Source organism: Streptomyces sp. NPDC005761 (assembly GCF_040630635.1).
Lineage (GTDB): Bacteria > Actinomycetota > Actinomycetes > Streptomycetales > Streptomycetaceae > Streptomyces.
In genome coordinates this window covers 65,396-78,816 of the sequence record NZ_JBEXXX010000005.1, presented here as the reverse complement: position 1 = coordinate 78,816, position 13,421 = coordinate 65,396, and the positions used below count along the sequence as shown (strand labels likewise).

Here is a 13,421-nt window from a genome sequence, read left to right as displayed (position 1 = left end):
GAGTGAAGGCCGTGGGGGGTTTTGCTCGTTCGGCGGCGGTTGGCGACGGTGCGGCTCCGCACTCGACGGGGGTAAGCCGGGTGCGGTCCATGGATGGGGATCCATGGACCGCACCCCGGTCCCGTTCCCGCTCATCTCTTTGCGCATCAAACGAAGCAATGAGATGCGGGGCATTGCAGAAAGCGCTCGCATTCCCACCGTCCGAGCCTGACAGCGGTGCCCCCGCACAGGCTCTCCCGCACATGACAAGGCGGCGGCACCCCCGCACAGGGTGCCGCCGCCTCAGGGAGTTCCGCGGCCGCCACCGGACCGATGAGGGTCGTCCGGTCCGGTGGCAGCCCGCGGAATCAGTGGCTCTGCCGGGTCAGCGGCTGTCGCTCCCCCGCGACTCCGCGGCTGCCCGGCCGGCCTCCAGGCGGGCCACCGGAATGCGGAAGGGCGAACAGGAGACGTAGTCCAGGCCCACCTCGTGGAAGAAGTGCACCGACTCGGGGTCGCCGCCGTGCTCGCCGCAGACGCCGAGCTTCAGATCGGGGCGGGTGGCCTTGCCGGCCGCGACCGCGCTGCGTACCAGCGATCCCACGCCGTCCTTGTCGATCGTCTCGAACGGCGACACCCCGAAGATGCCCTTCTCCAGGTACGCGGTGAAGAACGAGGCCTCCACGTCGTCGCGGGAGAAGCCCCACACCGTCTGGGTCAGGTCGTTGGTGCCGAAGGAGAAGAACTCCGCCGCCTCGGCGATCTGCCCGGCGGTCAGCGCGGCGCGCGGCAGTTCGATCATCGTGCCGATCTTCAGCTTGAGGTTCGTGCCCGTGGCGGCCTGGACCTCGGCGATGACCCGGTCGGCCTCCTCACGGACGATCTCCAGCTCCTGGACCGTGCCGACGAGCGGAATCATGATCTCCGCGCGCGGGTCGCCCTTGGCGTTCTTGCGCTCGGCCGCGGCCTCGGCGATCGCCCGCACCTGCATGGCGAACAGGCCGGGGATGACCAGGCCGAGCCGGACCCCGCGCAGACCGAGCATCGGGTTCTGCTCGTGCAGCTTGTGCACGGCCTGCAGCAGGCGCAGGTCGTTCTCATTGGCGTCCTTGCGGGACTCCGCGAGCGCCACCCGGACCGAGAGCTCGGTGATGTCGGGCAGGAACTCGTGCAGCGGCGGGTCCAGCAGCCGGACGGTGACAGGCAGTCCGTCCATTGCCTCGAACAGCTCGATGAAGTCGGCCTTCTGGAGCGGCAGCAGCTGCTCCAGGGCCGTCTCGCGCTCCTGGTCGGTGTCGGCCAGGATCAGCTTCTCGACCATCTCGCGGCGCTCGCCGAGGAACATGTGCTCGGTACGGCAGAGCCCGATGCCCTGGGCACCGAAGCGGCGGGCCCGCAGGGCGTCCTCGGCGTTGTCCGCGTTGGCCCGTACCCTCAGCCGGCGCACCCGGTCCGCGTACGCCATGATCCGGTGCACGGCGGCGACCAGCTCGTCGGCGTCGTCGGCGCCCGCGTGCATCCGGCCCTCGAAGTACTCGACGACCGGCGACGGCACCACGGGGACCTCACCGAGGTACACCTTGCCGGTGGAGCCGTCGATGGAGACGACGTCGCCCTCCTCGACGACCCGCCCGCCCACCGTCATCCGGCGGCGCTTGGTGTCGACCTCCAGGTCCTCGGCTCCGCAGACGCACGTCTTGCCCATGCCGCGGGCGACGACGGCGGCGTGCGAGGTCTTGCCGCCGCGCGAGGTCAGGATGCCCTCGGCCGCGATCATGCCGTCGAGGTCGTCCGGGTTGGTCTCACGGCGGATGAGGATGACCTTCTCGCCGGAGCGGGACCACTTGACCGCGGTGTACGAGTCGAAGACGGCCTTGCCTACCGCGGCACCCGGCGACGCGGCGATGCCGCGGCCCAGCCGCTCGGTCTTCGCTTCGTCGTCGAAGCGCGGGAACATCAGCTGCGCGAGCTGTGCGCCGTTGACGCGCTGGAGCGCCTCGGCCTCGTCGATGAGCCCCTGGTCGACGAGCTGGGTGGCGATCCGGAAGGCGGCACCGGCGGTGCGCTTTCCGACCCGGGTCTGGAGCATCCACAACTGGCCGCGCTCGATGGTGAACTCGATGTCGCAGAGGTCCTTGTAGTGGGTCTCCAGCGTCTCCATGATCTGCATCAGCTGGTCGTACGACTTCTTGTCGATGGACTCCAGCTCGGCGAGCGGCACGGTGTTGCGGATGCCCGCGACGACGTCCTCGCCCTGCGCGTTCTGCAGGTAGTCGCCGTAGACGCCCTGGTGGCCGCTGGCGGGGTCCCGGGTGAACGCGACACCCGTACCGGAGTCGGGGCCGAGGTTGCCGAAGACCATGGAACAGACGTTGACCGCGGTGCCGAGGTCGCCCGGGATGCGCTCCTGGCGGCGGTAGAGCTTGGCCCGGTCGGTGTTCCACGAGTCGAAGACGGCCTTTATGGCCAGGTCCATCTGCTCGCGCGGGTCCTGCGGGAAGTCGCGTCCGGCGTCGCGCGTGACGATCTTCTTGAACTGCTTGACCAGCTTCTTCAGGTCGCCCGCGTCGAGGTCCACGTCGACCGTGACGCCCTTGGCCTCCTTGGCGGCCTCCAGCGCCTCCTCGAACAGGTCGCCCTCGACGCCGAGGACGGTCTTGCCGAACATCTGGATCAGGCGGCGGTAGGAGTCCCACGCGAACCGCTCGTCGCCGGACTGGGCGACGAGGCCGACGACGGAGGCGTCGGAGAGGCCGATGTTGAGGACCGTGTCCATCATGCCGGGCATCGAGAACTTGGCCCCGGAGCGGACGGAGACGAGCAGCGGGTCGTCGGCCTGGCCGAGCTTCTTGCCCATCCGCGCCTCAAGCGCGTCGAGGTGCGCACTCACCTCGTCGCGCAGGGCGGCCGGCTCCTCGCCGCTGTCGAGGTAGACCTTGCAGGCTTTGGTGGTGATCGTGAAACCCGGAGGGACCGGAAGCCCGAGGTTGGTCATCTCGGCGAGGTTCGCACCCTTCCCGCCGAGAAGGTCCTTCAGTTCCTTGTTGCCCTCGGTGAAGTCGTAGACGAACTTCTGAAGGTCTTCGTTTTCCGACACGGGTCTCGACTCCTCGACGACGCGGTGGCTGCCCTGACGGCGAGGAACATACCCAGATCGAAGGTGTCTGGGTACGTGCGCTTGCGCGTCGTGCGGCCGCAACCACCCGTCCGCCAGCAGATCGAAAGTGGAGCGACCCATAGGTCGATGGAGTGACAGCCTTCACCTCTTGAACGAATGAACACGCATCGCAATGAATTGCCGCGCTCCTCGCAACGGTGCGTAAGGGAAGCGTCGATCGATCAAAGTAGAGCCACCTGGCACCCAGTGCCATCATTTGAGAAGTGCAGCCCTTCCAGATGTGCTCATTTGAGCAAGGGGCCCATCAGGCGTGGCGAGGATCACGCCGAGAGCGGCGCTCAGATGTCACCATACGGACGCCTCCCAGGCAGCCCTGGGTCACCTAGCAGTCACAGGGTGCCACTCGTCGGAAAGAAAGGTGACCCACGAGACACCATAGGGCGGCGGATCGCGTCGAGCCTCCGCGATTACCACCGGATCACGCGCTCAAATGAGCAGTAGGGGTGGTGGGGCACCCGGTGCCCCACCACCCCCACGAGGTGTCACTCCGCCCGCAGGCCGGCCTCAGCCGCCCGACGTGTCCAGTTCCGCATCGGCACTGACGCCCGAGCAGTCGTACGGGTCCTTCAGCCAGCCGTCCGGGAGGACCACCCGGTTGTTGCCCGAGGTGCGCCCGCGCGGGCCGTCGGCACCGTCCGGCCACGGCTGGTCCAGCTCCAGTTCGTGCAGCTGCGAGCCGAGCTCCTCCAGGGACGAGGTGATCGCCAGCTTCTTGCGCATCTCGGAGCCGACCGCGAAGCCCTTCAGGTACCAGGCCACGTGCTTGCGGAAGTCGATCACGCCGCGGGTCTCGTCACCGATCCACTCCCCCAGCAGCGTCGCGTGCCGCAGCATCACGTCCGCGACGGTGCGCAGGGTGGGCGCCTGCCTCGCCCCCGTCCCCTCGAACGCGCTCACCAGGTCACCGAAGAGCCAGGGGCGGCCGAGGCAGCCGCGGCCCACGACCACGCCGTCGCAGCCGGTCTCGCGCATCATCCGCAGCGCGTCGTCCGCGCACCAGATGTCGCCGTTGCCGAGGACGGGGATCTCCGGGACGTGCTCCTTCAGCCGGGCGATGGCGTCCCAGTCGGCGGTACCGCCGTAGTGCTGGGCGGCCGTCCGGCCGTGCAGGGCGACGGCCGTGACGCCCTCCTCGACGGCGATCCGGCCGGCGTCGAGGAAGGTGATGTGGTCGTCGTCGATGCCCTTGCGCATCTTGATGGTGACGGGCAGGTCGCCGGCGTTGGAGACGGCCTGGTTGAGGATCGCGCGCAGCAGCGGCCTCTTGTACGGGAGGGCCGAGCCGCCGCCCTTGCGGGTGACCTTGGGGACCGGGCAGCCGAAGTTCAGGTCGATGTGGTCGGCGAGGTCCTCGTCGACGATCATGCGGACGGCCTTGCCGACCGTGACCGGGTCCACTCCGTACAGCTGGATCGAGCGCGGGGTCTCGCTCGCGTCGAAGCGGATGAGCTGCATGGTCTTCTCGTTGCGCTCGACCAGGGCCCGCGTCGTGATCATCTCGCTGACGAACAGCCCCTTGCCGCCCGAGAACTCCCGGCACAGGGTGCGGAAGGGGGCGTTGGTGATGCCGGCCATGGGGGCCAGGACCACCGGCGGCTGCACGGTGTGCGGGCCGATGCGGAGCAGCTGGGGCGAGGGGGCGAGCGTGGTCATTCCCCCATTGTCGCGTACGCGGGGAACTGCTCCGGCGGGCCGGGCGGCCGGGGCGCGGCCCGGGTGGCGGGCGGCACACGTAGCGTGAGGAGGGCCTACCGATTCGGCTCCATCGAACGAAGGACATGAAGATCATGAACTCCGCCCGCTCCTTAGACCGGACAGCCTCCGCCGCCCCCCTGACCGGGGCGCCCCCAGCGGCCCCCACCCGTCGCACCCTGCTCTCGCTGGGCACCGCGGGCGCGGCCGGCGCGCTGCTCGTCTCCGCCGCGGGCCCTTCCCGGGCCGCCGCGCGGACAGCGGCGCCCGGGTCCGCGGCCGCCCGGCTGCACGAGCTGGAGCGTGTCCATGGCGCCCGGGTCGGTGCGTTCGCGTACAACCTGGCCACCGGGGCCGCTGTCCGCCACCGGGCCGACGAGCGGTTTCCCATGCTCTCCACGTTCAAGACACTCGCCGCGGCGGCCGTGCTGAGGGATCTGGACCGGGACGGCGAGGTGCTCGGCCGGCTCGTCCGCTACACGAAGGCGGACTGCGTCTCCGATTCCCGGGTCACCGACACCCCGGAGTGCCTCGCGAGCGGGCTGACCATCGCGCAGCTCTGCGACGCCGCGATCTGCGACAGCGACAACACCGCGGCCAACCTGCTGCTGCGCGAGCTCGGCGGCCCGCGCGCGGTCACCCGCTTCAGCCGCTCGATCGGCGATCCGGTGACGCGCCTCGACCGTTGGGAACCCGACCTCAATTCGGCCGAACCCGGGCGGCGCAGGGACACCACCACCCCGGCCGCCATCGCGCGCGACTACGCCCGGCTCGTGCTCGGGGACGTACTGGAGCCCCGCGACCGCGAGCGGCTGACCGGCTGGCTGCTGAACTGCCGGACCAGCGGGACCCGCTTCCGGGCCGGGCTGCCGCCCGAGTGGACCGTCGCGGACAAGACCGGCGGCGGGTCGTACGGCAGTTGCAACGACGTGGGCATCGCCTGGACACAGGACGGAGCCCCGGTCGTGCTGGCTGTGCTGACGACCAAACACGAGGCGGACGCCACGGGGGACCATCCGCTCGTGGCCGACGTCGCCGGGGCACTGGCAGCGGAAGTCGTTAGTTAGCCGTACTATCCATGCATGCCTGAGCTCAGCCACCGGCGGCGGATGCTCGTGCTGGCGATCTGCTGCATGAGCCTTCTGATCGTCAGCCTCGACAACACCGTCCTGAACGTCGCCCTGCCCGCCATGCGCCATGACCTGGACGCGAGCGTCGCCGGGATGCAGTGGACGATCGACGCGTACACGCTCGTCCTTGCCTCCCTGCTGATGCTCGCGGGCTCCACCGCCGACCGGATCGGCAGACGCAAGGTCTTCATGGCCGGGCTCGTCCTGTTCACCGTGGGCTCGGCGCTCTGCTCGCTGGCGCCCAGCCTGGAGCCGCTCATCGCCTTCCGGATGGTGCAGGCCGTCGGTGGCTCCATGCTCAACCCCGTGGCGATGTCGATCATCACCAACACCTTCACCGACCCCCGTGAACGCGCCCGGGCGATCGGCGTCTGGGGCGCTGTCGTCGGCATCTCCATGGCGGCGGGGCCGGTGGTCGGCGGCCTCCTGGTCGATTCGGTCGGCTGGCGGTCGATCTTCTGGATCAACCTGCCGATCGGCATCGCCGCACTGCTGCTGACCTGGCGGTACGTCCCCGAGTCCCGTGCTCCGAAGGCACGCCGCCCGGATCCGGTGGGCCAGTTGCTGGTGATCACGCTGCTGGGCTCGCTCACGTACGCGATCATCGAGGCGCCGCAGAAGGGCTGGACCTCGGTGGAGATCCTGTTCTTCGCCGCGGTCGCGGCGGCCTCCCTGGCCGGCCTGCTGCTGTACGAGGCCCGGCGCACCGACCCGCTGATCGATCTGCGCTTCTTCCGCAGCGTCCCCTTCAGCGGAGCCACTGTCATCGCGGTCAGCGCCTTCGCCGCCCTGGGCGGCTTCCTCTTCCTCAACACCCTCTATCTGCAGGACGTCCGGGGGCTCAGCGCACTGGACGCCGGTCTCTACATGCTGCCGATGGCCGCCGTGGTCTGTGTCCTGTCGCCGTTCTCGGGCCGGCTCGTCGCCAGTCGCGGGCCGCGCATCCCGCTGCTGGTCGCGGGCGTCGCGATGGCGGCGAGCGGGCTGATGTTCGCGGCGTTCGACGCGGAGACCGAGACGGCCTCGATGTTCACCGCCTACGTGCTGTTCGGTCTGGGCTTCGGCGCGGTGAACGCGCCCATCACCAACACCGCCGTCTCCGGCATGCCCCGTTCCCAGGCGGGCGTCGCCGCCGCGGTCGCCTCGACCAGCCGCCAGATCGGCCAGACGCTGGGCGTCGCCGTGATCGGCGCGGTTCTCGCGGCGGGGGTGGCGGGGGCCGGTTCCTCGTACGGCGACGGGGCGGCCGGCGACTTCGTCGCGGCGAGCAGGGCCGCCTGGTGGATCATCACCGGCTGCGGGATGTGCGTCCTGCTGGTCGGCACGGTGAGCAGCGGCCGCTGGGCCCGGGGCACCGCCCGCCGGACCGCGGAACGGCTGGAGGAGTCCGCGGCCGCGGGCCCGTCCGGTGCGCCCGTGGGTCAGTCCTCGGCGGCGAGCACCAGGGCCTGAAGCCCTCCCCTCATCGGGGTGCCCGCGGGCCGGTCCGCTCCCCTCGTCCGGGCGCCCGCGGGTGGTCAGTCCTCGGACTCGACCACGAGTGCGTGAAGCCGCTCCAGCCGCTCGCGGGTCTCCTCGTCCCGTGGTGCGTAGGTGACGAGCCTCGGTCCGGACGACGGGCCGAGCCACAGGTCGGTGGTCTCCAGCCTCAGCAGCCCCACATGCGCGTTGCGGAAGACCTTGGACCTGGCACCGGGGCCCAGGACCTCGTGCCGAGCCCAGGTCTCCCGGAATTCCGGTGAGGCCGCCTCCAGCCGCTTGAGGAGGGCCTTCCAGGCGGGCTCGGCGAGGTGTCCGGCCATCGACGCACGGAATTTCGCGGTCATGAGACGGGTCACCGCGGCCACGTCCATGACGGAGGTTCGCCACTCCTCGTTCGTGAAGGCCAGCAGCATGACGTTGCGGTCCGCGACCGCGACGGCGTCCATGTCACAGAGCATCCGGCCGTAGGTGCGGTTGTGGGCGAGGATGTCGTACCGGCTGTTCTGCACGCAGGCGGGGATCGGCTCCAGCTGCCGCAGCAGGGTGCGCAGCGCCGGGGTGATGCTCGGGCAGTCGGTGTCGGGAGCCGGGTCGACGGCTCCCGCGAGGGAGAACAGGTGGGTGCGCTCGCTGCGGTCCAGCAGCAGGGCGCGGGCGAGCGCGTCGAGGACCTGGGGCGAGACCTGGATGTCGCGGGCCTGTTCGAGCCAGGTGTACCAGGTGACACCGACGGCGGAGAGCTGGGCGACCTCCTCGCGGCGCAGCCCTGGCGTGCGCCTGCGGTGACCCCGGACCAGCCCCACCTGCTCGGGCGTGATCCGTTCGCGCCGGCTGCGCAGGAAGTCCGCGAGCTCGTGCCGCCGGATGTCGGTCCCGGATGCGTCCGGGGCATCGGCCGCCGGATTCCGCGGTGCTTCCGGGGCCCTCCGGGCTGCCGTCACCATCGTCGTCATTCCTCCAGCATGCGGGACCGGCCGAAGCCATGGCAGGTGCTTCTGGTACCAGGATAAAGACACTCTGGTACCAGGCTCCGGGAAGAGCGATCGTCGGTGTCGTGAGTGAATCCTCTGTACGGCCGAAGACATACGCCGCCCCCGTGGTGCGGCACGACCACCCCGCCCCGGTGCTCGGCGCGTTGGGGCTGTTCACCGTGCTGCTGGGTGCGGCCCTTCCCCTGATCGACTTCTTCATCGTCAACGTCGCCCTGCCCACCATCGACCACGACCTCGCCGCCGGCCCGGCTCTGCTGGAACTCGTCGTCGCCGGGTACGGGCTCTCGTACGCCGTCCTGCTCGTCCTCGGCGGCCGGCTCGGCGACATGGCCGGCCGGCGCCGGCTCTTCCTGCTGGGCATGGCCGCGTTCGGGCTCACCTCACTGGCGTGCGGACTGGCGCCGGACGCCTGGACGCTGGTCGGGGCGCGGGTGGCCCAGGGCGCCGCGGCGGCGCTGATGCTGCCGCAGGTGCTCGCCACCATCCAGGCGGCCACCTCGGGCCACCGGCGGGCCCGGGCGATGAGCCTGTACGGGGCCACGGCGGGGCTCTCCATGGTGGCGGGCCAGATCCTGGGCGGGGTGCTCGTCGCCGCCGCGCCTCTGTCGTCGGTGTTCGGCGAGAGCGCGGGCTGGCGCTCGGTGTTCCTGGTCAACGTTCCGGTGGCGGCCGTCGGGCTGATCCTGGCGGCCCGCGCGGTCCCGGAGACGCGGTCGGAGCGCCCGGCGCCCATCGACGTACCGGGCACGCTGCTGCTCGCCGTGTCACTGGTCACGCTGCTGGCCCCGCTCACCGAGGGACGGGCGGCGGGCTGGCCGCTGTGGACCTGGGTCTCGCTGGCACTGTTCCCGTTCGCCGCGGTCGCCTTCTACCGGGTGGAGCGGCGGGCGGACCGGCGCGGACTGGTTCCGTTGGTCCCGCCAAGCCTGTTGCGGCTCGCATCGCTGCGGCGCGGGCTGGCGCTGGTGGTGCCGTTCTCGATCGGCTTCGGCGGCTTCATGTTCGTCATCGCCGTCGCACTCCAGCAGGGGCTGAGGCTCGGCCCGGCGGAGTCGGGACTGTCGATGGCCCCGATGGCGGTGGCCTTCTTCGCGGCCTCGCTGGCCGGTCCGCGGCTGGTACGGCGCTACGGCAGCCGCGTGGTGACGGCCGGCGGGCTGATCCAGGCGGCAGGCGTCGTCGTGCTCGCCCTCACGGTGTGGCGCGACTGGTCGGGCCTGGGGCTGCTCGGCCTGATGCCGGGGCTGGCGATCGCCGGCTTCGGCCAGGGACTCCAACTGCCCGTCCTGTTCCGCATCGTCCTGTCGGACGTGCCGCCGGAGCGGGCCGGGGTGGGCGGCGGCGTCATGACGACGACCCAGCAGGCGGCGCTGGCGCTGGGCGTGGCGACGCTCGGTTCGCTGTTCCTGGCACTGGCGCCGGGCTCGGGCATGCGGGACGCGCTGATCGTGACGCTGCTGGTCCAGCTGGCCGCGGTCGCCCTGACGGCGCTGTTGAGCCTGCGGCTGCCGCGCACGGTGGCGTGAGGGGGCGGGGCGCCCTCACGCACGGTGGCGTGAGAGGGGGCACCCGATACGGGCGTGGGCCCGGGACACCTCAGATGCCTGAGGTGTCCCGGGCCCACGGTCGTGCGGGTCGTGCGGACTGCCCTCCGCGAGGAGGCGTCAGCTCTGCGCAGGGGCGTCCTGCTCCGGGGCGTCCTGCTCGGCGGCGGCGTCCGACGTCTCACCAGTGGTGCGCTCGCGCATCCTGCGCAGCAGCTCCGCCTTCTGCTCGGCGGCCGTCTTCCGGTCGGCGTTGCGCTCGGGGCCGGCGCCCTGCTGCTCGGCGCGGGACACCTTCTTGCGCTGTCCGCCGACGCCGAGAAGGTTGTTACGGCTCTTGGCCACGGGGTTCTCCCATTCGTGGTGAAAGTGAGGTCTGAGAAGACCCTGGATCGGTCCGGTGGGCGGCGGGTGGTCGGACCCGCCGCACTCTCACTCGTAGATCTGGAAGAACGAAGACATGCGGCTAAGGTACCCCGGCCCCATCGGCCGCGGCACCGCCTTTTCCTCCGGCCGGGTGTGGCCCCGCTTCCTGACCCGGCCCGGTCCCCACGCGAAGCCCTACGTCGCCGTCGGGTCGACCGTCGCCTGATGGGCCTCGGCGAGGTGCTCCTCGGCCTTGAGCCAGGGCAGGAACTGCACCGCCTTGCTCCAGTCGCAGGTGTCGCAGCTCAGTTGCCGCCGCACTCCCGACTTCCGCACGTGCACGACGTGTTCACGGCCGTGCTGGTCCCATCTGCTGACCTTGCTCGAGGTCATGGACGGCATCCTGGGCCTCCTGAGGGCGAGTGTGCCCAGTCTGCACGAAGCCCCCGGTTCCGTACGGGGAACCGGGGGCTTCGTGCAGTGGGTGAAGCGGGTGCGGGGTGTCAGCAGCCGAGCAGTCGGGCGCCGAGGTACGCCTGGATCTGGTCCAGCGAGACGCGCTCCTGCTTCATGGTGTCGCGCTCGCGCACGGTCACCGCGTTGTCGTCGAGGGTGTCGAAGTCGACGGTGACGCAGAACGGCGTCCCGATCTCGTCCTGGCGACGGTAGCGGCGGCCGATGGCGCCGGCGTCGTCGAACTCGATGTTCCAGTTCTGCCGCAGGTCGGCGGCGAGGCCCTTGGCCTTCGGCGAGAGCTGCGGGTTGCGGGACAGCGGCAGCACTGCGACCTTGACCGGCGCCAGGCGGGGGTCGAGGCGCATCACGGTGCGCTTCTCCATGACGCCCTTGGCGTTGGGCGCCTCGTCCTCGATGTAGGCGTCCAGGAGGAACGCCAGCATCGCGCGGCCGACACCGGCCGCGGGCTCGATGACGTAGGGGGTCCAGCGCTCGCCGGCCTCCTGGTCGTAGAACTGCAGGTCGGTGCCGGACGCCTTGGAGTGCGCCTTGAGGTCGTAGTCCGTGCGGTTGGCGACGCCCTCCAGCTCGCCCCACTCGCTGCCGCCGAAGCGGAAGCGGTACTCGATGTCAGCGGTGCGCTTGGAGTAGTGGGAGAGCTTCTCCGCGGGGTGCTCGAACCACCGCATGTTCTCCTCGCGCATGCCCAGGCCGGTGTACCAGTTCCAGCGCTGCTGCATCCAGTACTCCTGCCACTCCTCGTCCTCGCCCGGCTTGACGAAGAATTCCATCTCCATCTGCTCGAACTCGCGCGTGCGGAAGATGAAGTTGCCCGGAGTGATCTCGTTCCGGAAGGACTTGCCCATCTGCGCGATGCCGAACGGCGGCTTCTTGCGGGAGGTCTGCTGCACCTGACCGAAGTTGGTGAAGATGCCCTGGGCGGTCTCGGGGCGCAGGTAGGCGACCGAGCCGGAGTCCTGGGTCGGGCCGAGGTGCGTGGAGAGCAGGCCGGAGAACTGCTTGGGCTCGGTGAAGGTGCCCTTGTTGCCACAGTTGGGGCAGTTCAGGTCGGCGAGGCCGTTGACCGGCGGCTTGCCGTGCTTCTCCTCGTACGCCTCCTCCAGGTGGTCCGCGCGGTAGCGCTTGTGGCAGGAGGTGCACTCGGTCAGCGGGTCGGAGAACGTGGCGACGTGGCCGGAGGCCACCCACACCTCGGGGGCCAGGATGACCGACGAGTCGAGTCCGACCACGTCCTCGCGCGAGGTGACCATGTAGCGCCACCACTGGCGCTTGAGGTTCTCCTTGAGCTCGACACCCAGCGGCCCGTAGTCCCAGGCGGCCTTCTGGCCACCGTAGATCTCGCTGCAGGGGTAGACGAAGCCACGGCGCTTGCTCAGGCTGACGATGGTGTCGATCTTGTCGGCGGCCACGGTGCTCTCTTCATTACGACGACGAAAGTGGACGGGGTGGCGCGAAGCGCCTCGATGGGGGGTGGTGGTCGGGAGACGGGTGCGCGAAGTCCTCAGATTACCGGCGGGCACGCCCCTTCGATCAAATCGGTATCGGGACAGTCGCTTCCGGAGCCATCTCATCAGCCTTGTTGACAATCGTTTCCACTTTTGTTGAAAATGACTGTCATGAACGTACGCCGCCTCATACCCACGACCGCCATCGCCGGAGCAGTCGTCCTCGGCCTCACCGCCCTCTCCGCCTGCTCGGCCTCCGACGCCGCCGACCGCAGGAGTGGTGACAAGCTGAACGTGGTGGCGTCCTTCTATCCGATGCAGTTCCTGGCCGAGCAGATCGGCGGGAAGCACGTCTCCGTCACCACGCTGACCAAGCCGGGCGTGGAACCGCACGACCTGGAGCTCAGCCCCCGCGAGGTCGGCGGCCTGAGCGACGCGGACTACATCCTCTATCTCAAGGGCCTCCAGCCCGCCGTCGACGAGGCGATCAAGCAGTCCGGGGCGAAGGACAGCGTCGACGCGGCGAAGCTCACCACGCTGGAGGACCACGGCGCCGAGGTCGGCGGCGAGGAGCACGCCCACGAGCACGAGGGCGAGGAAGCCGGCGCCGACCCGCACATCTGGCTGGACCCGGTGAAGTACGCCCAGGTCGCCAAGGGCGTGGGGGCGTCCCTGGAGAAGACCGACCCGGACCACGCCGCGGACTACCGCAAGAACACCGACGCCCTGGTCACCAAGCTCGACGCGCTCGATGCCGCGTACGAGAACGGGCTGAAGAACACCACGACCAAGACCTTCATCACCACCCACTCCGCCTTCGGGTACCTGGCCGAGCGCTACGGCCTCACCCAGGAGGGCATCGCCGGCATCGACCCCGAGGCCGAGCCCAGCCCCGCCCGGATCAGCGACCTGCACGCGATCGCGCAGAAGGAGAAGGTCACCACCGTCTTCTTCGAGACGCTCGCCAGTGACAGGACGGCGAAGACCGTCGCCCACGACACCGGCCTGAGGACCGGCGTCCTGGACCCGCTGGAGGGAATTACCGGCAAGTCCGCGGGCGATGACTACATCGAGGTCATGGAGTCCAACCTCGCCGCGTTGCAGAAGGCGCTCGGCGCGAAGTGAGCGACCCCACC

10 protein-coding genes are annotated in these 13,421 nt (G+C 70.1%); 4 read left to right on the top strand and 6 right to left on the bottom strand.

Translation table 11 applies throughout. The features are described 5' to 3' along the window. Positions 1-364 precede the first annotated feature (364 nt). Together ppdK and dusB are read right to left on the bottom strand one after the other, a co-directional pair. The gene (gene ppdK / locus ABZ434_RS06895; protein ID WP_359132702.1) at positions 365-3,076 is read right to left on the bottom strand and encodes a pyruvate, phosphate dikinase; all 2,712 of its coding nucleotides are present in this window, start codon (positions 3,074-3,076) and stop codon (positions 365-367) included. Positions 3,077-3,661: 585 nt separating this feature from the next. Continuing rightward, positions 3,662-4,810 (bottom strand): tRNA dihydrouridine synthase DusB, encoded by a 1,149-nt coding sequence (gene dusB / locus ABZ434_RS06890; RefSeq protein WP_359132700.1) that lies wholly within the window; start codon positions 4,808-4,810, stop codon positions 3,662-3,664. 134 nt (positions 4,811-4,944) lie between these two features. On the opposite strand from dusB, the gene bla reads away from it, so the two are divergent. Next, entirely contained in the window at positions 4,945-5,916 is a 972-nt protein-coding gene (gene bla / locus ABZ434_RS06885; protein WP_359132699.1) for a class A beta-lactamase, read from the top strand. A 15-nt stretch (positions 5,917-5,931) separates the two neighbouring features. Continuing rightward, complete coding sequence (locus tag ABZ434_RS06880) at positions 5,932-7,431, top strand: MFS transporter (protein ID WP_359132698.1); 1,500 nt, start codon at positions 5,932-5,934, stop codon at positions 7,429-7,431. A 65-nt stretch (positions 7,432-7,496) separates the two neighbouring features. Here the strand turns inward: ABZ434_RS06880 and ABZ434_RS06875 are convergent, their stop codons facing one another. Further along, positions 7,497-8,414 (bottom strand): helix-turn-helix transcriptional regulator, encoded by a 918-nt coding sequence (locus ABZ434_RS06875; RefSeq protein WP_359132697.1) that lies wholly within the window; start codon positions 8,412-8,414, stop codon positions 7,497-7,499. A gap of 143 nt (positions 8,415-8,557) precedes the next feature. Here ABZ434_RS06875 and ABZ434_RS06870 point away from each other — a divergent pair, with 143 nt between their 5' ends. Beyond that, the gene (locus tag ABZ434_RS06870; RefSeq protein ID WP_359132907.1) at positions 8,558-9,979 is read left to right on the top strand and encodes an MFS transporter; all 1,422 of its coding nucleotides are present in this window, start codon (positions 8,558-8,560) and stop codon (positions 9,977-9,979) included. Between the two features lie 138 nt (positions 9,980-10,117). On the opposite strand, the gene ABZ434_RS06865 is transcribed toward ABZ434_RS06870, so the two are convergent. The 3 genes from ABZ434_RS06865 to ABZ434_RS06855 form a co-directional block, all read right to left on the bottom strand. Next, the gene (locus ABZ434_RS06865) at positions 10,118-10,342 is read right to left on the bottom strand and encodes a DUF6243 family protein (RefSeq protein WP_359132695.1); all 225 of its coding nucleotides are present in this window, start codon (positions 10,340-10,342) and stop codon (positions 10,118-10,120) included. 216 nt (positions 10,343-10,558) lie between these two features. After that, positions 10,559-10,765, bottom strand: coding sequence for a hypothetical protein (locus ABZ434_RS06860; RefSeq protein ID WP_359132694.1), 207 nt, complete (start codon positions 10,763-10,765; stop codon positions 10,559-10,561). 101 nt (positions 10,766-10,866) lie between these two features. Next, the gene (locus ABZ434_RS06855) at positions 10,867-12,249 is read right to left on the bottom strand and encodes a glycine--tRNA ligase (RefSeq protein WP_359132692.1); all 1,383 of its coding nucleotides are present in this window, start codon (positions 12,247-12,249) and stop codon (positions 10,867-10,869) included. A 207-nt stretch (positions 12,250-12,456) separates the two neighbouring features. Between ABZ434_RS06855 and ABZ434_RS06850 the strand changes: the two genes are divergently transcribed. Further along, positions 12,457-13,410 (top strand): metal ABC transporter substrate-binding protein, encoded by a 954-nt coding sequence (locus ABZ434_RS06850; RefSeq protein ID WP_359132690.1) that lies wholly within the window; start codon positions 12,457-12,459, stop codon positions 13,408-13,410. The last annotated feature ends 11 nt before the right edge of the window (positions 13,411-13,421 follow it).